Origin of the sequence: Rhizobium sp. RHZ02, assembly GCF_014851575.1 — a bacterium.
GTDB classification, from domain to species: domain Bacteria; phylum Pseudomonadota; class Alphaproteobacteria; order Rhizobiales; family Rhizobiaceae; genus Rhizobium; species Rhizobium altiplani.
In genome coordinates this window covers 143,110-166,818 of the sequence record NZ_JACUZX010000003.1, presented here as the reverse complement: position 1 = coordinate 166,818, position 23,709 = coordinate 143,110, and the positions used below count along the sequence as shown (strand labels likewise).

The following is a 23,709-nucleotide window of genomic DNA, read 5'->3' as shown; positions in this document are numbered from 1 at the left end:
AGGCCCAAGCCAGGCCTCCCTGAAAGCGATCATCAAAACAACGGGTTACCAGGTCTTGCTCAACTTGAACCATACGGTGCGCGCGTCGCCGTAGCCGCAGGTGAATTCGCCGCCGCAGCCCTTCACATATTCCTTGTCGAAGAGGTTGGTGACGTTGACGGAGCCTTCCCAGCCTTGCTTCTTGTAGCGGATCGCCGCGTCAAACACGGTTGCATCAGGAACCTTCAACGTGTTCAGCCGATCTGCCCAGCTTTCGCCCTGGTAACGCACGCCGCCTCCGACGCTGACACCCTCCAATGCGCCCTGCGTTACGGTATAGTCGACCCACAGTGCGGCGGTCATATCGGGTACTAGATAGGGCTTCTTGCCAACATAGGCTGCGACAATGTCCTCCTTCACTTCGAGATCGGTGTAGGAGAACGAGCCGAGAAGCTTCCAATTGTCGTTGAGGTTGACCTTGGCCTCCAGCTCGATACCGCGGGATTCGACTTCGCCGATCTGATTGGCAAGGAAAGTCGCCGGGTCAGTCACGACGACGTTGCGACGGTTCAACTGGAAGAGGGAGGCCGTGAATGTGCCGTCGATAAAGGTCGGGTCGTACTTCAGGCCAATTTCGTACTGCTCGCCTTCTTCCGGTTCATTGTTCGGGGTGGCGCTCGGAGCGACCGTTGGATTGAAGAAGGTGCCCACGCTGGCGTAAGGCGTGAGACCATTGTCGAATTCGTAGGCGATGCCGATGCGGCCGCTGGCCGCCGAGTTGTCGTAGCTATAGCTGCTATTGGTCGAACTGTAGGCCGTCGGGCGGTTGTCGGTGTCGGTATTGACGAAATCGTAGCGCCCGTTGAGCGTAATGAGCCAGCCGTCGTCGAAGCGGATCTGGTCCTGTGCGTAGATGCCGAGCTGTTGCTGGGTGATCAGCTGGTTGCTGTAAATCCGGTTGATCGGCTGCGGGGCACCATAGACGGGGTTGACCGGGTCAATGGACGTGGCGAGCGTGGATGCCTGCACGTTGTCGAGCTGATAGTACTTGTAGTCGAGGCCGACCATGACCTCGTGATCGAGGGCGCCAGTCTGAAAGTCGCCTTCCAGATGGTTGTCGATTGCGAACGTGTCGACCTCGGAATGCCCTTCGAAGCCGAGACGATTGAGCTGGAAATAGCCCGGATCGAGAGGGTCCGTTGTATTGACATAGCCATAGGCGTAGGGACCCACCTCGTATTTCTGCAGGTGGCCATAGCGGGCATTCGATGAGAACTTGATACCGCTGTCGAACTCGTGTTCAAACTCGTAGCCCCCCATCTGCTGGTCATATCTGCCGGTATCGATGTCCGGTTCACCAGGGAAGAAGGCGCGATCGATCTTGCCAAATGGAGCATCGACCACGGTCCCGACATAGGGGAAAAATCCGTTGCCGACGTGAACCTGATTAAGCGCTCCCGCATAGGCCCAGGCCGTGAGCGTCGTGCCATCGTCGGGCGAGACGGTCACCTGCGGCATGACGAATCCGCGCAGGTCGTGGGAGAAGTCCGAATAGTTGTCGCCACCCGCGATCTTGCCTGTGAGGCGATAGGTTACCGTGTCACTTTGGCCAAGCTTGTCCGATATATCGAAGCCGGTGAAGGCATTTCCGTCGGTGTTGATGCCTGCCTCGGTGTAGTAGAAGGGCTCGTCCGTGGGGCGTTTGCGGACATAATTCACGATGCCGCCAGCGTTGCCTCCGCCATAGAGCACCGATGCCGGACCCTTCAGCACCTCAACCCGCTCCAGCATGAAGGGATCGATCTGGAAGCCACCGAAGCCATAGGTAAAGAGCTGCAGTCCGTCGAGATAGACGCCAGTCTGCGTCGCGTCGAAACCGCGAATATAAATCCAGTCGGTGTCGGCATCGACACCGAAAGGAGCAGCCGTGACACCGGGCGTATAGCGCAACGCCTCGTCGACCTTGTTGACGACGCCGCGGTCGTCCATTTCCTGCCTTCCGATGACGGACACAGCCTGCGGAACTTCGTTGAGCGGCGTGTCGGTCTTGGATCCCGTCGTCGTTTCCTTGGCGACGTAGCCCTTTACCGGCCCGATAGCGCCGTTGCCGACGCTCTGGCCCTGAACGACGATCGGCGCAAGCGCTGTGTCGGCGCTCTCTGCCTGCGCCGCCGCTGCGGCGCAAAGACCAATCATCGCTACGCTCGTGCCCAGAGCGCGTCGCATGCGCTGTAAACCTTTTACTTCATGCATTCCAAAGACCCCACTCATGCTATTCGTCGGCCGCCGTTAGGCGTCGGCTTAATAAGATGAGCGATTAACTCAAATTTAATGGCCAGGCTTGGCGCGATCGGTGGCGATTGAATGATTTTGGGCGTTTCCAAAATTCGTGGGCAGATCTTTGCAAAAATGCATCACTTGCACTGCGATCTCTGCCAGCGAGCCGGTGTCGTGCCGAGATGTTTGCGAAAGACACGGGTGAAATGCGCCTGATCGGAAAAGCCGGTCTCTGCCGCGATGGCTGTCAACGCCTGCGCCTCATGGCGGAGCAGCTGCTTGGCTCGCTCAAGCCTGGCATTCATTTGCCAATCATGCGGGCTCGTGCCGGTAGAGGCCTTGAACGAATGGCTGAAATGCGACTGTGATAGCCCCGTCAGTTCCGCCAGCTCGTGGAGACGTATGTTGCGGGCGCAGTTGTCCTCGATGAACTCGGTGGCGCGCCGCAACTGCCACGAAGCCAGGGCACCGCGTTTGCGCGGCGTCGTCTTTGCCATCTTCAGGACGTCGATCAGTAGTGAAAGCGCCAGGCCGTCGCCATAGAGATCGTGGAGTGGAGCAGCGCTTGCAATCTCCGAAGCGATGAGCTCTGCGAGGGCCATGATCCGCTGGTCGAAGAAGAGCAACTGCGGATCCTTCAGCTTTTGCGGATCGATATCCTCCATCAGCCGCTGGCCGAGGACGTCGGCATCGAAATGGATATCGAGATGGCGCATCGATTGCACGTCTCTGATGTCTACCCAGAGCTCCATCTCCGCCGGGATATAGGAAATCGGGCTCGCCCGTCGGTCTTGGGGAGCGCCGGCGGCGGTCGAGGAAAGCTTGACGGAGGGGCGGCCGCGTCCGAGATGGTCGAGAAGGATGAAGAGACGCGGATCGCGTGCCACGTAGTGACCACCCGCGTAAGCGCTGCACTCGACATCCCAGAGATCGGCGGTAATGCCGTTCCAGTTGCGACGCCTGAGCCCGCCAACGACCGAGAAACCCTCGATCGCGTTCTGCATGCGCGGCTGAAATGTCATGGCGATGTCCTGTAGGCGTAAAACATGTGCGTAATTATCAAGTTTATTGCATCGCATCAATCGCCACGTTTTTGTTTTTCAGTGGCTCCTCATCTGCGCGTCATGCAGACGGTTGTATGCGCCGCGTTTGGCGATGAGGTCCTGATGGGTGCCTTGCTCAACAATTCCGTTGGCGTCGACGACGACAATGCGATCCGCGCCCTGGATGGTGGCAAGCCGATGAGCGATGACCAGCGTCGTGCGTCCCTCAGACAATTCGCTCAGCGATCGCTGTATTGCTCGTTCCGTCTCCGTATCGAGAGCAGACGTCGCTTCGTCGAGGATCAGGATCGGAGGGTTCTTCAGGAACATGCGGGCAATCGCGACGCGCTGCTTCTGGCCGCCTGAAAGCTTGACGCCGCGCTCGCCGATGACCGTATCGAGACCGGCGGGAAGGCCCGCAAGCATCTCTTCCAGCCTCGCCCGCCTGGCGGCTTCGAGGATGTCCTTTTCGCTGGCGCCCAGACGGCCGTAGGCGATGTTCTCGCGAATCGTGCCGCCGAAGAGGAAAACGTCCTGCTGTACGATGCCGATCTGTTGGCGCAGCGACACCTTTGTCATATCCCTGATGTCGACGCCGTCAATCGTGATGCGGCCACCGCCGACCTCGTAGAAACGCGGCAGCAGCGAACAGATAGTCGTCTTTCCGGCCCCCGAAGGGCCGACGAAGGCAATCGTTTCTCCGGCATCGATCGTCAGATCGACATGCTCGAACACGGGCGCTTCCGGATTGTATCCAAAAGAGACATCCTCATAGGCGATGGCGCCCTTGAGGTGATCAACCGCAATGGCGTCCGGCGCATCGGCGATATCCGGCTCGGTATCGATAAGCTCGGTGAACCGGCGAAAACCGGCGATTCCCTTTGGATAGGTTTCAATGACCGAGTTGATCTTTTCGACAGGACGGAAAAAGACGCCAACCAGAAGCAGGAAGCCGATGAAGCCGCCGGCCGTCAGGGTACCGGAAAGCACGAAATAGGCCCCGGCGATCATCACCACCATCTGCGTCAGCCGCATGCTCATGTAGCTCAGTGAACTGCTCGCTGCCATGAGCTTGTAGGCGTCGAGCTTGACGCGCCGGTAGTTCTGATTGTCTTTTTCGAAAAGTGTGCGCTCGTGGTTCTCGTTGGCGAAGGCCTGCACCACGCGGATACCGCCGACATTTTCCTCGATCCGCGTGTTGAAGTCGCCAACCCGCTCAAAGAGGCGCCGGAAATTTTGGGTCATGCGGCTACCGAAGTGGCTCGTCACCCAGGCCGTCAGCGGCACGACGACAGCCGTTATCAGCGCCAGTTGCCAGTTGACCGAGAACATCAGCAGCAAGGCGCCGGCAAAAGTCATCAGGGCGATGAACAGATCCTCAGGCCCGTGATGGGCGACTTCGCCAATCTCTTCAAGATCCTTCGTCAGCCGCCCGACGATGTGCCCGGTCTTCTGGTTGTCGAAAAAGCTGAACGACAATTTCTGTATATGATTGAACGCCGCACGACGCATATCGGTTTCGATATTGATGCCGAGCATATGGCCCCAATAGGTGACGACCGCCATCAGACCGGTGTTGATTACATAGATCGCAAGAAGGGCGGCAGACGCTAGCAGGATCAGCAGCCATTCCTGGCTGAGCAAAAGCCGGTCGACGAACAACTTCACGGCCATGGGAAAGCCGAGTTCGAGCAGCCCCGAAACAATCGAACAGGAGAAATCGAGAATGAAAAGGCCTCGATAGGGCCGGTAATAGGAGAAGAAGCGACGCAGCATTCAAATACTCGCAAACGAATGGGGATTGGACTGGTCGGCCAAGAGCCCGCATCGTAAAAACATGACTGGATTTCTCCATATTGTGGAGCCGCCCGGCTGATAGAGCGTTGCGCGACCAAAAGCAATACGAAGCGGTTCGAGCCCACAAAGGGCCAGGTTACAGCGGATTGATGTAATTGGTGATCGCAACCTGGCGAAGCAAGACGCGGCGGATCACATGCGCTGCCTTGACATGATCGGTAAAGATTGCTGCGTCACCGGTGCTGCCGGCGGGCAGGGCGGCAGCAAGAGCCGGATCATCGAGACGAATGCGAACGACAAACGGCAGGCTCTGAATGGCCGTGGGTGCGATTGCCGTGCCTGACGTTCGGACCTGGCCGCTGGCGACGGCCTGGATCACGCTTTCGACCTTGCCGGTATAGACCTTACCTGGAGCGAACTTGAAAGTTGCCTCCACAATCTGGCCAGGCTCGATATAGCGCGCGTTGATCTGCGGAATCTCAACGCCGATGATGGTGTCCGAGGTGTCAATGAACGCCATGACTGGAGACAACGGCAGGCTGGTAACACGCGCTCCCTTGCGAAGCGCAAGATTGGTGACGTAGCCGTCAGCCGGCGCACGCACCACCGTCTTGTCGAGATCCCATTGAGCGCCCGCTATTTGGGCCGTCAGCTGTTCGACCTCGGCCTGGCGCTGCTCGACGTCATAGGTTCGACCGGCACCGCTTGTCTGCAGCCGTGTCGTCTCTGCCAGTCTTTGCTTGTTGAGGTCCAGCTGTGCCTGAAAGGCGTCGAGCTTCGCTTGATAGGGCAATGGGTCGATCTTGAAGAGAATGTCGCCGGCCTTGAGCGGGGTATTGGCTATCACCGGCACCTCCGTGACCTCCCCGGCGACATCGGGGACGATTGCGACCGAATTGCGTACCACCAGCACCTTGCCCTGCGGCACGCCCCAGCCCATTGGGACGAACAGCCCGATGAGGAGGAACAGAAGGACCAGGACCGGCGAGACTTTCCAGAACAGATTGAAGGGTACGATCCGGAATTTCACGAGGCAAAAGAGAATAACAAGATAGACGTTGAGAAGTACGACGATCATCGCAGTGCCTCCGGCTTCGAGGCATGCGGAACGTCAACATGGGCCCAGATCAGGACGAGGGGCCAAAGCGCGAAGCCGAGAAAGAGCGTAACCCAGCCGCCGACGGCGACCGCATCCTTCCAGGGATGGTTCCGGCGCTTGGCGATAATGCCGGGAAGCATCGCCATAAAGACGATAACGAAAGCAGTACTGGCCGTCAGCACGACGAGCACGATCCAGGCGAAGATATCTATGATCATGATGTCATCTCTTGTTGATCCTGCGGAAGCCTGGTCTCGTTCAAGCCGTAACGGAAGTACACAACGGTAAACGCACTCGTAAACGCTGCTCGCCTGACCATTGCGATGGGCGTCTGGACAAGCGCATCGGCTCTTTGAGAGTCCGCGTGCGTCTGAAAAGCCGAACCCGGCCTCGGGAGAAGGCTAAGGATGCACCTCTTCCTTCACGAGCGGAGCCGCGTTAAATTGGCTCGATTAGATGAAATGTGTCCGCCGGCGAAGGAGGCGTGATGCCCGCGAGGACGACCGTGATGTTTGCGCTTGTTGCGCTTCCGGCTTTCGCGGCCAGTCCCGGCCCGATCGAAGCGCACTACGAGTGCTCGACCGGTACGCGTCTCAGCGCAACTTTTTCCTCGCCTAATGTGTCGCCGGGAAGTGTCATCCTTGTCTTTGCGGGCGCACGACGCTTGATCATACTGCCGCAGGTCGTTTCGGCCGATGGCGGCCGTTACGCCAATAGCGATATGGAATTCTGGATCAAGGGCAAGGAAGCCACATTGACGCGCGAAGGGAAGCGAGAAACGTGTCACGCCGACTGAGCCTGTTGCTAGGCGTCGGGGAAGGTCGCCGCAGCGCATCGCACGGTGCAGGGTGACCTGAATATCCGGGAAAAGGAGGCAATCGTGAGTCTCAGGCCGCCACGATCAATCTCAGGACAGTCGAGCACCGGGTTGAGCCCCTTGGAATACGAACTCGCTTCCGCGCGGGCGGACGCATTGGGCCGCCAGGGCCGCAAGACGGAGGCCGCGTTGGCCAGGCTTGCCTCCTGGTCGCCGGAGACCGATTGCGGGACCGACAGACAAACCCTCCTCGATGACGCTTCCGACGCCGTCTGGGCCTTGTTCATCCAGCGCGAGATGTGCGGCTTCCACAATGATAGGGATGTGATAAGGCTTTATCAGATACCCGGCGAGGTTCTTGCAAGGGTTGGCGCAGCCCACAAATGACAAGCATGTTGTCGAACCCCCATCGCGAAACCTGGCGTTGCGCCCTCGCGAGCTCTGCAATGGCCGAGGCTGCCGACCATGTTCCTTGTGGTTGCGCCGTATCCTAACATTCACAAGAATGTAACTGGCGGATTTCCCCGCTTTGCTGCTAGCTTGCCTGAGCTGCATGTGCGTTGGGGGACGGCTTTCAGCCGGTAGTTGTATGTCTTACGATCTCGAGGTGAATGGTAAGAAATACGCCGTCGATGTGGATGGCGATATCCCGCTTCTATGGGTTCTTCGCGACAGCATAGGTCTCACCGGAACGAAATTCGGCTGTGGCATTGCCATGTGCGGTGCTTGCACGGTGCATGTCGATGGCGTGTCAGTCAGGTCGTGCGTGATGCCGGTTGCCGATGCGGTGTCCAAGTCGATCACCACCATCGAGGCGATTGGCGAGACTGCCGAAGGCGCACGGATCCAGAAAGCCTGGCTCGACATCGATGTCGTTCAATGCGGTTATTGTCAGTCTGGACAGATCATGTCCGCGACAGCGCTGCTGGCGGCAAATCCGTCGCCGACAGACGATGATATCGATGCGGTCATGGCCGGAAATATCTGTCGGTGTGGCACGTATCCGCGCATTCGAGCCGCGATCAAGCTTGCTGCGGCGGGGTGATGTGATGTCTCTTCACGACAAAATCAACCTTTCCGTCTCACGCCGGCACTTTCTGATCGGCGCATCGCTAACGGGAGCGGGCCTCGTCATTGGCCTGCGCCCTTCACCCTCATACGCAGCAGAGGCGTTTGAGCCCAACGCCTTCATTCGAATCCCTGCCGAAGGCAAGATTGTCCTGGTCATGCCCTCCGTAGAGATGGGACAAGGGATCTACACTTCGGTTGCGATGCTGTTGGCGGAAGAGCTGGAAGTCCCTCTCGATCAGGTGGTCCTCGAGCATGCGCCTGCCGATCCCACGCTGTATTCGAACCCCTTGCTGGGCGATCAGATCACTGGCGGTTCCCTTGCCATTCGCGCCGTTTACGACCAGATGCGCAAGGCGGGAGCCGCTGCGCGCATCATGCTCGTGAATGCTGGTGCCCGTGGTTGGGGTGTGGAACCGGATAGCTGCAAAGCCGAGGCGGGACACGTCGTCCATACGGCGAGTGACCGCCGGAGTACCTATGGCAGCCTGATTCAGGCTGCTGCGTTGCAGCCTGTTCCGCAGGAAATGCCATTGAAGCCTGCGTCGAGCTTCAAGCTGATCGGCCAATCTATCAAGCGTCTGGACAGTCCGCAGAAGGTCAACGGTACCGCGAAGTTCGGTATCGATGCCCGTCCGGAAGGCGTGTCCTACGCCGCAATCACCATCTGTCCCCATTTTGGCGGCAAGCTGCGTTCGGTCGACGACGGACCGGCCATGGCGGTAAAGGGCGTCAAGCAGGTCGTGCGCATTGAGGATGCGGTCGCGGTCGTGGCCGACAATACGGGTGCCGCACGCAAGGGGCTGGCAGCACTTTCCGTTGAATGGGATCCGGGCGTCAGCGGGGATCTCTCGCTTGCCGATCTCGAAAAGCGCATGGAAGATGCCATCAGCGGCAATGCTCTGCCACACATAAATGAAGGCGACGTCGCCAAGGCGGAGGCCGAGCACGGACCTCCCGTTGAGTTCATCTACCGCCTGCCGATCCTCACGCATTCGGCGATGGAGCCAATGAACTGCACGCTCCACGTCCGAAGCGACGGTTGCGACGTGTGGGTGGGAACCCAGGTCCTCGGACGTGCGCGGCAGGCCGTCGCCGATGTGACGGGGCTGCCCTTGGACAAGGTCATCGTACACAATCATCTTTTGGGCGGCGGCTTTGGGCGCCGGCTTGATGTCGACGGCGTCATTCTGGCGGCGAAGATCGCCAAGCAGGTGCAGGGCCCAGTCAAGGTCACCTGGAGCCGCGAGGAAGATATCCGCCACGACTGTTACCGCTATCTCAACTACAGCAAGGTCACGGCAACACTCGGTGCCGACGGCATGCCCGTTTCCTGGCGGCACCGGGTGATTGGGCCGTCCGTCATGGCGCGCTGGCTGCCGGCTTTCACCCGTGACGGTATTGACCTCGATAGCATGGGCGGCGCGGAGTCGCCCTATGCAATCCCTAACAAATATACGGAATTCGCCCGACACGAGGCGCCTGATGGAATGCTGACGGGCAACTGGCGCGGCGTCGGCGCGACACGCAACATCCCCGTCATTGAAGGCGGGATTGACGAGTTGGCCCACGTCGCGAACATTGATCCGCTCGAATACCGCAGGCGGCTGCTTGAGCATAAGCCGCGTCTCCTCGCAGCGCTCAATCTCGCGGCGGAGAAGGCCGGTTGGTCAACCACCCTTCCGCAGGGAAAGGGAAGAGGTATCGCCATTTCGGAGGATTTTGGTAGCTTTGCAGCCACGATCTCGGAGGTAAGCGTCGGAGAGGACGGCACGCTCAAGACCGACCGTATCGTTTGTGCCGTCGATTGCGGCCAGGTGATCAATCCTGACACGGTGGAAGCCCAGATACAGAGCGGCATCATCTACGGGCTGAGTGCAGCCCTCTACGGTCGCATCACGGTCCGCAATGGTGCTGTCGTGGAAGGCAATTTCGATGACTCTCCGGTTCTCAGAATATACGAGACGCCGAAGATCGAGGTCCATATCGTGCCGAGTTCCGAGGCCCCAGGTGGCATAGGGGAGGTCGGCACACCCGGTGTCGCGCCATCGCTTTTCAATGCGATCTTCATGGCAACCGGCAAGCGGTTGCGCTCGCTGCCAATCGACCAGAACGACTTGCGGAGGGTGTGATGGTGAAGAAGCGGATCGTCGCTGTGCCGTTGGCCGCCATTCTCGGCACGGCAGCTATTGCTGCCCTTGTCGGCCCCCTGAACGGCTACGCCGAAACATCGGACGGCGGAGCCCTCAAGGCCGTCTCCGACTTTGATGCCATCGCGGACACCAGCGCGCGCTCGAAGGCCATCTTCGAAGAGGCGAGCCGGGTCCTGACGCATCCGCGCTGCATCAACTGCCACCCGGCGACGCGTAGCCCGACGCAAGGTGAAGACAAACATCCGCATGTGCCATTGATGAACGCCAGCCAAGGTCCGTTGGGCCCGCCGGGGCTTGCCTGCAGCACGTGCCACGGTGCCGAGAACCGTCCGATCGTTGGCAGCCGCCTGAAATCCATTCCGGGCAATGCGCACTGGTCGCTGGCACCGGCCAGTATGGCATGGCAAGGGCTAACGGTGGGTGAAATATGCAGGCAGGTGCAAGACACGAGCCGGAACGGCAATCGGTCTCATGCCGATCTCGTTCGCCACATGGGTGAAGACCATCTGGTAGGGTGGGCATGGCATCCGGGCGCGGGACGTAGCACACCTCCCGGCTCACAGGAGGCACTTGCCGCCCTGATCGCCGCGTGGACGAACACAGGTGCCGAATGTCCCGATTGATCTCTTGCCGCTCTTCGGCGACAGGGCCCGTTTCGGCTCTTCAGTTGCAAGCAGTTTGCACCCGTTACTGACGCCTGCGGCAGCTTTCCTACGGAAGCTGTGCGATCGACCGCAGGTATTCTGCGCTTGTCGTGGGAAAGCCAAAGAACTCCAGATAGGCCGGTATTTGCTCGAACAGCATGTCCGTCCCGACCTGAAAGGCGCACCCCCGTTCGCGGGCTGCCGCGAGAAACGGCGTGATTTCCTCTTTCATGACGACTTCGCCGACGAAAGTGGTGGGTGAAAGGCGCGATACGTCAAGCGGCAGGGGATCGTCCTTTCTCATCCCGAGGGGGGTCGCGTTGACGACGATGTCGAAACCGGCTGGATCGGTTGAACCCATGCTCACCTCAGTCATTGGGTAGTGTGTCTTCAGCCGGTTGCCGAGTCCCGCTGACGTAGCGGGGTTGTCATCGTAAAGCGCAATCCGTCGCGCGCCGGCTCCTGCCAACGAGGCAGCGATCGCGGAGCCGACGCCGCCAGCACCCACGATCAGCACCTGGGCTCCCGCCACCCATTGTCCCTTGCGCAACAAGCCGCGGACAAAGCCTTCACCATCGAACATATCGCCGATTAGCTTGCCATCCGGCTGAAGTCGTACGGCATTGCAGGAGCCGGCAACCTTGGCGTTGGTCGAGACCCCATCGAGCAATCCGATCGTCGTAATCTTGTGCGGCATGGTGATGAGGGCACCATGGATGTTCGAGAGCCTGAAGATAAGCTTGAGAAACGAAGGATAGTCTTCCGGCTTGCAGCCCATCGGTACGACGACAGCGTCGATGCCGCTCTTTTCGAAATAGGGATTGTAGATGAGGGGTGCCTTGAAGGATTCTGTCGGATAGCCGAGGTGCGCGATAAGCTTTGTGGTTCCGGTGATCATATCAGGGGCCTCACACTGTGTTCACCCAGCTGGATCGTTTCGCCCGAGCGCGCGGATGACTTGATCGCCTCGATGACGCGCAAGGTGGCGAGACCTTCCGCTCCGCTAACAAGCGGTTCTGCCTCGCGGCGAATGACGTCGCAGAAGTGACGAAGCTGTATCGCCAGCGGGTCGGCTGGTTCAAATGGCACGCGCTCTTGGACAAGCGGCTCCAGCCAATCCGGTTTCGACGCATTGGTCCAAAGCGTAAGCTGGGGAATGGCGAGCGATCCTCCGGTCCCACCGATCTGGTAGCAAGATTGATCCTGCTGCGGAAAGGCGGGGTTCTCTGCCGTCGTCATCTCAAAGCTCCAGGGAGACGGGACGGCGTCGGATGCATTTAACGTTCCAAGGACACCGCTCGCGAAACGAAGCAGGACAGCAATGCTATCCTCGACGGAGTGCATGCGGACCGAATTCGCCTCCATCGCATGGACAGCTTCCACCTCTCCGAAGAAATAGCGGAAGAGATCAACGTCATGGATCAGGTTGATGAAGGCCGGCCCTGCACCTTCCGCCCGGCGCCAGGAGACATCGAAGTAACCGTCCGGCTTGGCAACCCAGAATGTTCCCTGAACGGTCAGGATCTTCCCGAGCCGACCACTGTCCAGGATTTGCTTTGCTTGTCGTATCATCGGGTTGTGGCGGCGATGGTGACCAACTAGGATAGGGACACCTGCCTTTGAACCTGCAGCGACGAGAGCCACCGCTGCTTGCGCCTTGTCAGCAATCGGCTTTTCGACAAGGACCGGAATTCCTGCGGCGATGACATTAAGGGCGTTGGTGACATGAAGCTGGTTCGGGGTGGCAACGATGACGCCGTCCGGTCGGTCGCGTGCTATGGCTTCGGCAAACGTTGAAAACCATGCAGCACCCTTGCTTGTCACAAAGTCGCGCCCGGCATCGGAGGGATCGATCACTGCCGATAGTGTCGTGCGCGGCTCGGCCAGAATGCCTTCGATATGGCGCCTTCCGATAAGACCGGCACCCATCACCGCGATCTTCAGGGGAGGCGTCTGAGATTGTGCTGACATGAAAATTCCCTCACAGATCCTAGTTGCGCAGGATTTCACCGAGGAATTTGCGTGTGCGCTCATGGCGGGGGTTGGTGAAGAATTCCCCGGGTGGCGCTTCCTCGACGATCGCGCCGCTCGCCATGAAAATGACGCGGTTTGCAACTTGCCGGGCGAAGCCCATTTCATGCGTCACGCAGACCATCGTCATGCCTTCGTCAGCAAGGCTGATCATGGTGTCGAGGACTTCCTTGACCATCTCCGGATCGAGTGCCGAGGTTGGCTCATCGAAGAGCATGATCTTCGGCCGCATGCAGAGCGCCCGCGCAATCGCGACACGCTGCTGTTGGCCGCCGGAAAGCTGCACAGGATATTTGCCGGCCTGTTCGAGGATCTTGACGCGGGCGAGCAGAGAGCGTGCGCGGTCCTCTGCCTCCGCCTTTCCGATGCCAAGCGCCCGCATCGGTGCCAGCATGCAGTTTTGCAGCACGGTCAGATGCGGAAAGAGATTGAACTGCTGGAAGACCATGCCGACGTCGCGGCGGATCGCATCGATCGCCTTTGCCTGGTTTCCGAGCAGGATGCCGCCGACGCGGATTTCGCCCTTCTGATAGGTCTCCAGATGGTTGATGCAGCGGATGAGCGTCGATTTTCCACTGCCGGAGGGGCCGCAGAGCACGATTCTCTCGCCCTTGCGAACGGACAGGTTGATGTCGTGCAGGGCCTGAAAGGCGCCATACCATTTCTCCACGTGGCTCATGGTGATCATGGTCTCGGCGGTCGATGCGGGCGAAGGACTGTTCATGGTTCCGTCTCTTTCGTGGTCGTCGCCGGAGATCACCGCGATGCCGCGGCGAACTTCCGTTCAAGACGGGCACCGAAGATCGTCAGCGGGCAGCACATCAGGAAATACAGTGCGCCTACGATCCCGAAGACCGTCAGCGGCTCGAAGATCTGGTTGGAAATGATGTTGCCGGCGCGGGTAAGCTCCGTGAAGCCGACGATGGAGGCGAGCGAGGTTCCCTTGATCAACTGCACCAGGAAACCGATTGTTGCCGGCAGCGAGATGCGCAGTGCCTGTGGCAGGATCACGTCCCTCATGCGCGAGACATATTTGAGGCTGAGTGCTCTTGCGGCCTCGCTCTGGCCGCGCGGAACCGCTTCGATCGAGCCGCGCCAGATTTCGCCCAGATAGGCGCTGGCATGCAGGGTCAGACCGATGGCAACTGCCACCCAGGCATCGAGCTTGAAGCCGATGAGGGCAAGGCCGTAATAAACCACGAAGAGCTGCATCAGGAGAGGAGTGCCTTGGAAGACCGCGATGTAGCCGGCCGTCACTCGTACCAGCAGCGGAATTTCCGAAGTCCGGGCGAGCGCCACACCAAGCCCGGCAACGCATCCGCAGACAAAGCCAACCGCGGACAAGACGACCGTCCATTTCAGACCGATCAGAAGGAAGACGAATTCTTCGCTGCCCATCGATTGCTCCTACTTGACCGGATAGGTGAAGTAACGTGCCGAAAAGAACGCAAAGAGGCGCATCATCAGCCAGGAAATGACGAGGTAGAAAACCGTCACCGTGAAATAGACCTCGAAGCTGCGGAAGCTTTCGGACTCGATGCGCTGCGAAACCGAGGTGAGCTCATAGGCAGAAATTGCCGAGGCAATGCTGGTCGACAGCGTCAGCAACACGAACTGGCTGGTCAGCGATGGATAGATCGCCCTGAGCGCCGGCTTGAGGATGATCAGCCGGAAGACCTGCGCCTTGTGCAGGCCAAGAGCGAGGCCGGCCTCCATCTGGCCCTTGGAAATCGACTGGACGCCACCGCGGATAATCTCGATGGCGTAGGCGCCGCCGTTGATCCCAAGAGCAATGATCGCTGTTGGCGTCGGATCGAGCCTGATGCCTGCAAGGGGAAGGGCGAAGTACAGGAAGAAGATCTGAACCAGGAACGGCGTGTTGCGGATGAGCTCGACAAAGCTGATCACCAGCCAGCGCAGCGGCTTGTAGCGAGAATCCCGCAAGGCCACACCGCCTATGCCGATCACGATTGCCAGCAGCATGCCACAGATTGCAAGCAGCAACGTGCCGAGACAGCCAAGCAGCAGGCTTGGCAGGCCGTCAATGACAGGCGTGAAATCCAGCGTGTAGTTCATCGCGTCTCCTCAATCGCGTCCGACCATGCCAGCCATGGCCTGGATCGCCAATTCATAACCAGCCGCTCCAAAGCCGATCATGATTGCCGTCGCGACGCGAGAGATAAGGGAATTATGGTAGATGCTCTCGCGCGCATGCACGTTCGAAATGTGGAGCTCGATCTTCGGGTGATCGAACGTCTTCAGCGCGTCGAGTAGCGCGATCGACGTGAACGTGTAGCCCGCCGGGTTGATGATGATGCCGCAGGCCTCGTTGCGGGCCTGATGCACGCTCTCCACCAGTTCGCCCTCGAAATTTGTCTGGCGAAAGTCGACGTCGAATCCGAGGTCATTCGCCTTGGCGAGGCATTTTTCCTTGATGTCCGCAAGCGTTGTCGTGCCGTAGATGGTGGGCTCGCGCTGTCCGAGCAGGTTCAGGTTTGGCCCGTTGAGCACAAAAATCGTCTTGTTCATGATTGCGCTCCTCGAAACGCGCAAAGCCGTGCGTTCGGCGTCGCGACACCGTCGGCGGGCATCGAAACGCCCGCCAGTTTGCTTTTGCTCACGCGCTGTGGCTCAGTTTGCGGTGAACGGAATGCCTTCGAGGCTCGCGGGGAATTCCGGAACCGGCACCTTCATCCACTTGTCGTAGATCTTCTTGAGCTCGCCATTGGCCTTGATCTTGTCGATGAAGGCATTGATCGAAGCGTTGATTTCCTTCTCGCCAAGCCGCGTGCAAGCGCCATTGTAAAGCTTCTGGAACTCAAGCTTGTTTTCGAACTCGCCTGGACGAGCCTTTTCGACACGGTCCATGTAGAAGATGTTGCCGCCAAGCGCCTGAACCTGGCCGGACACAAGCGCCTGGACGCTGGGCGCATCACCGTCGAAGCGGCGGATCGTGGCGCTCTGGGGTGCATTCTTGGTGACCTGGGTATCTTGAGCCGCACCCTTGGCAACGCCAATCGAAAGATTGGCCATGTCATCATTCGTCTTGACCGACATGGACTTCGGCGCAATCAGCACGATGGCGTTGGCAACGTAGGGCTTGCTGAACTGAACGGCTTTGGCACGCTCCGGCAGCATGGCCATCGTCGCGAAGAGAACATCGACACGACCAGTTGTCAGGGCGGGAATGCGGTTGTTGACTTCCAACGGCACGAACTCGACAGAGACGCCGAGTTCCTTTGCGTAAAGCGTTGCAATATCGGCATCGAGGCCGTCCTGCTTGCCGCCTGATGTCACGAAGCCCCATGGCGGGTTGTCGCCCTGAATGCCAACGACGAGCTTTCCTTTGGCCTTGATTTCTTCGGGGGTGACTGCGGCAGCGGGGGTGGCGAGCCCGATCGCAGCCACGACAGCAGCGACACCCAGCATCGCGTTTCGGCGCGTCAGCATCGACTTGAACATTGATTCCTCCTCCTTTGAACGGTCGCTTGGACCCAACAGTCTTCCTCTCCCGACTGCATGTTCAGCTTTTTGCCAGAGGATCGTGCGCAAATCAACCGAGTTTTTGAAAATCATATGAGACTTTTGATTTGACCAATTGATTTGAAATGCTCACGACATTTGACATAATGCCATGATCGGGGGCTGCGCATGAGGCGAAATCGGCTGCTCGCAGCGCTCTCGTGGCGCCAACGGAAAGGTATTGGGTTATGAAGACCTCGATTGCGACGGTGACGCTCAGCGGTGAACTGCCCGACAAGCTTGAGGCCATTGCACGAGCAGGGTTCGATGGCGTGGAAATTTTCGAAAACGACTTCCTTGCCTTTGATGGAAGCCCCGCCGATGTTGGCAAGATGGCGAGCGATCTGGGGCTCAAGATCACGCTCTTCCAGCCCTTTCGCGATTTCGAAGGCATGCCCGATGCGCTTCGAAGCCGCACCTTCGATCGGGCGGAGCGTAAGTTCGACGTCATGCAGGAGCTCGGAACCGACATGGTTCTTGTCTGCTCGAATGTCTCGCAGGCGGCCCTTGGCGGCATTGATCGCGCGGCCGCCGACTTTCACGAACTGGGTGAACGAGCCGCTAGGCGCGGCCTCAAGGTGGGCTATGAAGCGCTTGCCTGGGGGCGCTATGTCAATGACCACCGTGATGCCTGGGAAATCGTGCGGCGTGCCGATCATCCGAATGTCGGGCTCATCCTCGACAGCTTCCATTCGCTCTCGCGCAAGATCGACATCAACTCGATCCGCTCCATTCCAAAGGAGAAGATCTTCATCGTCCAGCTCGCCGATGCGCCGCTGATCGACATGGATCTGCTCTATTGGAGCCGCCATTTTCGCAACATGCCAGGCGAGGGCGATCTGCCGGTGACAGCGTTCACCGAGGCGGTCGCCTCGACCGGGTATGACGGCTATTTCTCGCTCGAGATCTTCAACGATCAATTCCGCGGCGGCTCGACGCGGGCCATCGCTGCCGATGGCCATCGCTCCCTGATCTATCTGGCAGATCAGGTTCGTCGCAATGTCCATACCCCGATCGGCGCCGCCATGCCGGAGCGGGCAGTGGTCAAGGGCGTCGGCTTCGTCGAATTCGCCACGGACACAGACGAGTCCGTCGAACTGGTCTCCCTCTTGCGGACCCTCGGTTTCCGCGAGACGGCAATCCATCGGTCCAAGAAGGTCACGCTGTTCGAACAGGGCAGCATTCGCATTCTGGTCAACACAGATCCGCTTGGCTTTGCCAGCGCAGCCTATGCGGTCCACGGCACATTTGCTTATGCGATCGCACTCAATGTCGAGGATGCCGCAAAGGCCTATCAGCGTGCCCTTGCCCTGGACGCAGAACCATTCCGACAGCCTGTTGTCGCTGGGGAGCTCGAATTTCCCACTGTCCGGGGTGTCGGCGGCGGCCTGATCTACCTCATCGACGACACGAGCCCGCTTGGCCGGTTCCCGGAGATCGACTTCGAGGCGGTTTCGGATGAAAGCGGCATCGTTGGCGCCGGACTGCTGCAGTTCGACCACGTCGCCCAGACGGTTGCCTATGACGAAATGCTGACCTGGCTGCTCTTCTACACATCGATCTTCGAAACCAGAAAAACGCCGATGGTCGATATCATCGACCCGAGCGGCATCGTGCGTAGCCAGGTCGTCGAGAATGAGCCCGGTACGCTGCGGATTACCATGAATGGTGCCGAAAACCGCCGTACGCTGGCGGGGCACTTCATCGCCGAGAAATTCGGTTCGGGCATTCAGCATCTGGCGTTTTCCACCGACGACATTTTCGTCACCGCCAGATCACTCCGTAGCCAGGGCTTCAAGCCACTCCATATCTCGCCCAACTATTATGATGATATTGAAGCCCGCTTCGGACTTGACCCCGATCTGACCGAGCGCCTGAAAGCAGAAAACATCCTCTATGACCGTGACGAGCACGGAGACTATTTTCAGCTCTACAGCGGCACCTATGGTGAGGGCTTCTTCTTCGAAATCGTCGAACGACGCGGCTATCGGGGCTATGGGGCACCGAATGCCATTTTCCGTATCGCAGCACTCAAGAAGCAGATGCGGCCCGAGGGCATACCGAAGGACGCCGTCTGAGCGGCGCCTCGTCAGGTAATGCGCCCGCTCCTCAGAACGTGTGCCACGCCGCTCTCTACATGTCGGCGGATGACAGAACGGGCTCCTTCGACGTCGCGCTTCAAGGCGAGTTCGAAGAGGAGCTTGTGGTCTTCGACAACCGCCCGACCGCGAAAGCTCTGGGCAAGCATATGATAGCGCAGAAACCTGTCGAACACCGAAGATAGCGCCGCCATGAGCGTGGCCGAATTGCAGGCCGATACGATCGCCTGGTGAAACTCCCAGTCATAGCGAACCCAGTCGATAGTACGCGAGGCATCGCCCGCAAGCAGCTTCTTTTCCGCAGCCGCCAGCTTATGGTGGGCGGCAACGATGCGTCCCTCCCACTCGAGATTTCCAGCCGAAAAGGACAATCCGATCGCATGCGTCTCCAGCACGGTGCGAAGATCGGCAAGCTCCTCGAGTTCCTTGCGGGTCGCGGGACTGACTTCGAACCCGCGCTGGCCCTCGGCCAACACCAGGTTCTCCGTGGTCAGGCGGCTCAATATCTCGCGCAGTGACGAGACACTGATGGAATACCGCTCCTTGGCCTGCTCAAGCTTGATCTTTGCACCAGGCGCCAAGGTCCCCGAAATGATATCCTGACGGATCTGTCGAAAGACGATGTCGCTGACAGTCTCGGCTGTTTCAGCAGCAATTTTGAGCATGAGATCCTCTGCTTTGATCAAGCGCCAGGTCGGCATCGATCACGTTTGTGACGGAAGGGCCGATAGCGATCCCTTTTCGAGCGCATGCTCGACGCCGCCTTGTATGTGACGCTGCAGGATTTTCTTTGCCGTCTTGCTGTCGCGTTGCAGGGCGGCTTCCAGGAGCTGCCTATGTTCCTGCTCGGCAACACGTCCACGGTAAGACAGCGCAACCATCTGATAACGCAAGTACTTGTCGAAGACGGCCGAATGGGTCTCCATGAGCAGACGCGATCCACAGGCGGAAATCAGCGCTTGGTGAAACTCCCAGTCATAGCGCTTCCAGTCTTCCGCCCTGCTGGAATCGCCCGAAGCCATGACCTCTTCCATGCGTGCCAGCTTGTAGTGGGCAGACACCAGCCTCGCTTCCCACTCTACATCGCCCTGTTCGAACGACTGCTCAAGCGCATGCTCTTCGAGAAGCAAACGGAGAGCCGCAACCTCTTTCAGGTCAGCAACCGACACGCGGGCAACCTCAAAACCCCGCTGTCCTTCAGCCACGACGAGCCCTTCGGACGTCAGGCGGTTGAGAATTTCCCGCAGAGTGCTGACGCTCGTCTCGTAGGCACTCTTCAAATTCTCAAGCTTGAGCTTCAGGCCCGGCGCAAGGCGGCCGAAGATTATGTCCGCCCGTATCTGCCTGTAGCTGCTTTCAGCGACAGTTTCGTCCGCAGTCTCTCTCCGCACGTCTATCTCCGATATTTTTCCTTTCGTCATATATATCCGCATGACTAGGTCGAAGACAATGCCGATCGTCTGGTGTCGGATCCGCCTAGAATGCGCAATCAGTTGGCCGGCACGCAGCGGTCAAGACATGGCTCGAAGGAAGAAACATTTCACATTGCCGGAACGGCAATCGCATCTTGCTGTAATTTAGCAACGCCTTAACGAAAACAGTGTGGCATTGTCGAAATTCGCGCGCTGGTTGGTGGTGCGGCGCCATGCTGGATTCTACCTTTCTAGCAGGCTTCGGTTGAGGGAGTGAGATCGATCGAAGCTCGGCATACAGCAGGGGCATTCAACCGTGCCAAAAAAAGGTCCGGTCCCCTGGAAGTGTGTGAGGAGTTCGAAGGGTGGCCGGGAATGAGTGCTCGTAGACATCAACATTTCCACTCTTCGAAAGCGGTCTATCGAGTTGCTGCGTAAGCGCGATATCGCCTGGCGACAAAGGCATATCTTAGCCGAGTGAGCGCTTCAACGCAGCGCGGTCGAGGAGGGGATGATGAGCGATCGTGCAATGGGCTACTTGGTTGCGACAGAAGTGTGTCTGCTATTTTGGATAGCCGTCGCAATGTTTGCGGTTGGAGGGCTCCCCGTCTAAAGCTGGCTTGGCGATGGTGGCGATCTTTTCATATACGCTTCGGGGGATGGAGAATTCTCCTGATGTGTGAGTAGAATTAACTCCCGTAACGCCCGGCACGAACACGCTTTTTTCTTGCAGGCGTTCGACTTGGCGAAGTGCCCGCTCGATCCGTCCGTCAGCTCCCGGACCGGGCATGATTGCAATCACGCTGAGCCCCACCGCGGGCGACGTGGTCCCCGACCTGAAATCCGGCGTGTCCAGAGACCAGGGGCCACCGGAAAGGCCAGCAGACAGCATCTCCACCAGCAGCGCTACATTGGCTCCTTTGCGGCCGCCGAAGGGCAACAGAGCTCCCGTCAGCGCCTCTTCCGCATCCTCAGTCGCGTTGCCGCTTGCGTCGACTGCCCAACCCTTCGGGATTGGGTCATTCTCTTCGGCCGCTCTGACGATGTTGACGAAGGCGGTGGCGCTCGACGCCTGATCGATGATCATGGGCGGCATGTGCTCGCCGAGCGGAAATCCGAATGCCATCGGATTTGTGCTGTAGACGACAGGTCCGCCGGCTTGCGCGACCATCATGGCATTTGCGTTGGTCGCCGCCAGTCCAATCACACCCTCATTGCAAAGTCTGCGGACGTAGTATCCGAGTTCGCCGGTGGTGTAGCTGTTGGTTTGCGTGAAGACAGCAACTCCAAAACTGCGAACCGCGTCGAGCAGATATTTAAAAGCGAGATCGAAGCCTAGCTGAGCGATGCCGCGATCTGCATCGGAAACGAGAAATGCGGGGAAGGCGCGGTCCAATCGCGGCTTGGGCTCGCGATTTATTCGTCCCTCGCGAAATCCATCGAGATAATCCACGAAGTGCGGAAACCCGAGGGTAGGGGGACCGTAGCTTGCCGCCGAAAGCGTGGCGTCCACGAGAGAGCGTGCGCACGCGCGAGCCGCGCCGGAGGCCAGGCACGCCTTCATTGCAAGTTCCTCGGCGTCCTTCCTTTTGAGCACGATCTCCTCGGACATGTCAGATCTCCAATCCTGCTTTTCTGCCTTCGTAGAAGGCGTAAGGAGCTTGCCGCGGTGCCGCGCAATCGCCGATCTGTCGCGCGGGAACACCCAGTTCGAGCAGACCTGGCATCAGCCAGTCCATCGGATGATTTGTCGTTGCGCTGACCAGGCTGTCCGCCTCTACAAAGTTGCGCTCACCGGTGTTGTGATCCAGAAGCGTTGCACCGTTTCCGTACCATTCAGTGATGCTGACCTCCGTGATCCACTGCACGCCAAGCTTTTTCAAAGCCTGCCGCATCGGAACATCGGCAGCCGTTCTTTGAAGCTCCTTTCCGACGAACGGGTCGGGTGTGACGATCGTGACCTGATGGCCGTCCTCCGCCAGCTTCCAGGCCGTCCCGCAACCGCGCCATCCGCCGCCCTCGTCCAAGAGAAGGACGTGCTTGCCTGGCCTTGCCTGCCTTGCCATGACTGCCTCGACGGTGAACACGCCGCCCTTGTCTAGCCCCGGCATCGCCGCAATCGTCGGCAATGCCTTCTGGAACCCGGTCTCCGGAGAATAGGAGCCGGTCGCGACGATCACGACGTCCACCTTCGACGGGTCGATGTCATCTGCTTCCACATAGCTATTCAGTCTGACGTCAACGCCAAGCTTTTCCAGTTGGCGTTCATACCAGGCAAGCAGATCAAGGATCTGGGCACGCCTCGGCTGCAGGCCGGCGAGCAGGAAATTGCCACCGAGACGCGTTCCGGCTTCCGAGAGGACGACCCTGTGGCCGCGTTCAGCCGCTACCCTTGCCGCTTCGAGCCCCGCCGGGCCGCCACCGATGACAAATACGCGTTTTGGATTGGATGTCTTGGTGAAGCGATCGCCTTTCCATTCGAATTCTCGTCCCGCCGAAGGATTGATCAGACAGCTTATCCAGTAGTCCCGGGAACGGCGCCCCCAGCACATCTGGTTGCAGGATATGCAGCCGCGGATGTCTTCGGGGCGGCCTTCACCGGCCTTGCGTGCCAGGTGAGGGTCGGCGATCTGTCCACGAACGATCGACACAAGGTCGCACGCGCCTTCGCCAAGAACTGTCTCCGCATTTTCAGGTGTTCGGATATGGCTTTCGGCAATGACGGCGGAATTTCTCACGACCTTCTTGAGGCAGGCGGCAAGATCGGCGCCGAGCTTTTCAGGATAAATGAATGTCGGCATGAGCTTGTAGAAGTCGAGGTATCCACCAGACCCGCATGTGACATAGTCCATCAGGCCGAGCTCGTCGTGCAGCTTCACGATCTCCGCGAGCTCGTCTCGCTGCAGCGCGGCCTTCACATCCGGCTCGTCGCTGACTGCGAGGCCTATGATGAAATCTGGTCCGCATGTCTCTCTGATTCGGGAGAGAATCTCGCGAGACATGCGCGTGCGGTTTTCGAGCGAGCCTCCCCACTGGTCTTCGCGTCGATTGCTCCAAGGCGTCCAGAATTGGTCGACCATCCCCAGATAGGCTGCCCATACTTCGACACCGTCGAAGCCGGCCTCGCGACATCGGCGCGCCGCCTGAACAAACCCGTCGATCGTCTCCCAGATCTCCTCTTCCGTCATTGGATGCGAGCCGTCACTATCGTGGTAGCTCGGCAGACCGGACGGCGACCAATGGGGATGAAAGGAGTTGTCGGAGTCGCCATGCGCCCCGACGTGGTAGAGCTGCTGGATTGCGACGGCTCCATTCTCCTTGATGGCGCGAACAAGCCTGGCAAAGTGCGGAATCACGCTATCGTCGCAATGACGGAAGTTTCTTTGCGTCAGAACCGCGGCAGCATGGACCGGCATCGGTTCGACGACAATCATCCCGGCGCCGCCGATAGCACGCTCGGCGTAGTAGGCGACATGGCGCTCCGTCGGCAGCCCGTCGACAGCCATGTTCGCGGTGTGAGCGCCAAACACGATGCGATTGCGGAGCGTGTGCCCACGAATCTGAAGCGGACTGAAGAGGCGGGGAAACTTTTCGGGCATGGCCGCTCCCGGATGTAGGTCGTTGCTAGGTTGTGGCTATGACGGTCTTATCGACGCCGTGGCCTTGGGCAGGATCCATTGACACCTGGCGGAGGGAGGCGCCACGCGTCTTTGTCTGGACTGAACTTGCTTTGAGGGGGCCTGACGGGCCGAACGATTATCCCTTGGG

General features: G+C 59.1%; 22 protein-coding genes. 6 read left to right on the top strand and 16 right to left on the bottom strand.

Going from position 1 to position 23,709, the window contains the following annotated elements; all coding sequences use genetic code 11:
* Positions 1-45: 45 nt before the first annotated feature.
* The 5 genes from IB244_RS06370 to IB244_RS06350 all read right to left on the bottom strand — a co-directional run bounded on the left by IB244_RS06370 (position 46) and on the right by IB244_RS06350 (position 6,413).
* Positions 46-2,205, bottom strand: coding sequence for a TonB-dependent siderophore receptor (locus tag IB244_RS06370; RefSeq protein ID WP_246733594.1), 2,160 nt, complete (start codon positions 2,203-2,205; stop codon positions 46-48).
* Between the two features lie 188 nt (positions 2,206-2,393).
* Positions 2,394-3,278 carry a helix-turn-helix domain-containing protein gene (locus IB244_RS06365; protein ID WP_169680453.1) on the bottom strand — a complete coding sequence of 295 codons (885 nt, stop codon included), beginning with the start codon at positions 3,276-3,278 and terminating at the stop codon, positions 2,394-2,396.
* A 78-nt stretch (positions 3,279-3,356) separates the two neighbouring features.
* Positions 3,357-5,075: an ABC transporter ATP-binding protein gene (locus IB244_RS06360; RefSeq protein ID WP_169680452.1), complete on the bottom strand. Its 1,719-nt coding sequence runs from the start codon at positions 5,073-5,075 to the stop codon at positions 3,357-3,359.
* Between the two features lie 157 nt (positions 5,076-5,232).
* Positions 5,233-6,174 carry an HlyD family secretion protein gene (locus IB244_RS06355; protein ID WP_169680451.1) on the bottom strand — a complete coding sequence of 314 codons (942 nt, stop codon included), beginning with the start codon at positions 6,172-6,174 and terminating at the stop codon, positions 5,233-5,235.
* Positions 6,171-6,413, bottom strand: coding sequence for a DUF3302 domain-containing protein (locus tag IB244_RS06350; RefSeq protein ID WP_210258165.1), 243 nt, complete (start codon positions 6,411-6,413; stop codon positions 6,171-6,173). Before IB244_RS06350 ends, IB244_RS06355 begins: the two co-directional genes overlap by 4 nt.
* 269 nt (positions 6,414-6,682) lie before the next feature.
* On the opposite strand from IB244_RS06350, the gene IB244_RS06345 reads away from it, so the two are divergent.
* The 5 genes from IB244_RS06345 (at position 6,683) to IB244_RS06325 (ending at position 10,856) form a co-directional block, all read left to right on the top strand.
* On the top strand, positions 6,683-6,991 hold the full coding sequence (locus IB244_RS06345) for an MliC family protein (protein WP_112644491.1): 309 nt from the start codon (positions 6,683-6,685) through the stop codon (positions 6,989-6,991).
* 84 nt (positions 6,992-7,075) lie between these two features.
* Positions 7,076-7,399, top strand: a complete 324-nt coding sequence (locus IB244_RS06340) for a DUF6665 family protein (RefSeq protein ID WP_169680450.1) — start codon at positions 7,076-7,078, stop codon at positions 7,397-7,399.
* Positions 7,400-7,601: 202 nt separating this feature from the next.
* Positions 7,602-8,057 (top strand): (2Fe-2S)-binding protein, encoded by a 456-nt coding sequence (locus IB244_RS06335; RefSeq protein ID WP_169680449.1) that lies wholly within the window; start codon positions 7,602-7,604, stop codon positions 8,055-8,057.
* A gap of 4 nt (positions 8,058-8,061) precedes the next feature.
* Positions 8,062-10,212 (top strand): xanthine dehydrogenase family protein molybdopterin-binding subunit, encoded by a 2,151-nt coding sequence (locus tag IB244_RS06330; RefSeq protein WP_169680448.1) that lies wholly within the window; start codon positions 8,062-8,064, stop codon positions 10,210-10,212.
* Positions 10,212-10,856 carry an Isoquinoline 1-oxidoreductase subunit gene (locus IB244_RS06325; protein ID WP_169680447.1) on the top strand — a complete coding sequence of 215 codons (645 nt, stop codon included), beginning with the start codon at positions 10,212-10,214 and terminating at the stop codon, positions 10,854-10,856. The genes IB244_RS06330 and IB244_RS06325 overlap by 1 nt, the downstream gene beginning before the upstream one ends.
* A gap of 88 nt (positions 10,857-10,944) precedes the next feature.
* Here IB244_RS06325 and IB244_RS06320 read toward each other — a convergent pair whose 3' ends face one another.
* From IB244_RS06320 to IB244_RS06290, 7 genes are all read right to left on the bottom strand, one after another.
* Positions 10,945-11,775, bottom strand: a complete 831-nt coding sequence (locus tag IB244_RS06320; RefSeq protein WP_025661611.1) for a shikimate dehydrogenase family protein — start codon at positions 11,773-11,775, stop codon at positions 10,945-10,947.
* Positions 11,772-12,848 (bottom strand): Gfo/Idh/MocA family protein, encoded by a 1,077-nt coding sequence (locus IB244_RS06315; protein ID WP_169680446.1) that lies wholly within the window; start codon positions 12,846-12,848, stop codon positions 11,772-11,774. Before IB244_RS06315 ends, IB244_RS06320 begins: the two co-directional genes overlap by 4 nt.
* Positions 12,849-12,867: 19 nt before the next feature.
* Positions 12,868-13,632, bottom strand: coding sequence for an amino acid ABC transporter ATP-binding protein (locus IB244_RS06310; RefSeq protein ID WP_281412449.1), 765 nt, complete (start codon positions 13,630-13,632; stop codon positions 12,868-12,870).
* 32 nt (positions 13,633-13,664) lie between these two features.
* Entirely contained in the window at positions 13,665-14,306 is a 642-nt protein-coding gene (locus tag IB244_RS06305; protein ID WP_169680445.1) for an amino acid ABC transporter permease, read from the bottom strand.
* Positions 14,307-14,315: 9 nt separating this feature from the next.
* Positions 14,316-14,984 (bottom strand): amino acid ABC transporter permease, encoded by a 669-nt coding sequence (locus tag IB244_RS06300; RefSeq protein ID WP_018856115.1) that lies wholly within the window; start codon positions 14,982-14,984, stop codon positions 14,316-14,318.
* Positions 14,985-14,993: 9 nt separating this feature from the next.
* Entirely contained in the window at positions 14,994-15,437 is a 444-nt protein-coding gene (aroQ, locus tag IB244_RS06295) for a type II 3-dehydroquinate dehydratase (protein ID WP_169680444.1), read from the bottom strand.
* A 102-nt stretch (positions 15,438-15,539) separates the two neighbouring features.
* Positions 15,540-16,370, bottom strand: a complete 831-nt coding sequence (locus IB244_RS06290) for a transporter substrate-binding domain-containing protein (RefSeq protein WP_025661617.1) — start codon at positions 16,368-16,370, stop codon at positions 15,540-15,542.
* A 248-nt stretch (positions 16,371-16,618) separates the two neighbouring features.
* Between IB244_RS06290 and IB244_RS06285 the strand changes: the two genes are divergently transcribed.
* On the top strand, positions 16,619-18,508 hold the full coding sequence (locus IB244_RS06285) for a bifunctional sugar phosphate isomerase/epimerase/4-hydroxyphenylpyruvate dioxygenase family protein (protein WP_169680442.1): 1,890 nt from the start codon (positions 16,619-16,621) through the stop codon (positions 18,506-18,508).
* 11 nt (positions 18,509-18,519) lie between these two features.
* On the opposite strand, the gene IB244_RS06280 is transcribed toward IB244_RS06285, so the two are convergent.
* The 4 genes from IB244_RS06280 to IB244_RS06265 all read right to left on the bottom strand — a co-directional run bounded on the left by IB244_RS06280 (position 18,520) and on the right by IB244_RS06265 (position 23,540).
* Positions 18,520-19,194 carry a GntR family transcriptional regulator gene (locus IB244_RS06280; protein WP_169680441.1) on the bottom strand — a complete coding sequence of 225 codons (675 nt, stop codon included), beginning with the start codon at positions 19,192-19,194 and terminating at the stop codon, positions 18,520-18,522.
* Between the two features lie 39 nt (positions 19,195-19,233).
* On the bottom strand, positions 19,234-19,950 hold the full coding sequence (locus tag IB244_RS06275) for a GntR family transcriptional regulator (RefSeq protein ID WP_169680440.1): 717 nt from the start codon (positions 19,948-19,950) through the stop codon (positions 19,234-19,236).
* A 553-nt stretch (positions 19,951-20,503) separates the two neighbouring features.
* On the bottom strand, positions 20,504-21,553 hold the full coding sequence (locus IB244_RS06270) for an Ldh family oxidoreductase (RefSeq protein ID WP_192303483.1): 1,050 nt from the start codon (positions 21,551-21,553) through the stop codon (positions 20,504-20,506).
* A 1-nt stretch (position 21,554) separates the two neighbouring features.
* The gene (locus tag IB244_RS06265; RefSeq protein ID WP_169680438.1) at positions 21,555-23,540 is read right to left on the bottom strand and encodes an FAD-dependent oxidoreductase; all 1,986 of its coding nucleotides are present in this window, start codon (positions 23,538-23,540) and stop codon (positions 21,555-21,557) included.
* Positions 23,541-23,709 lie beyond the last annotated feature (169 nt).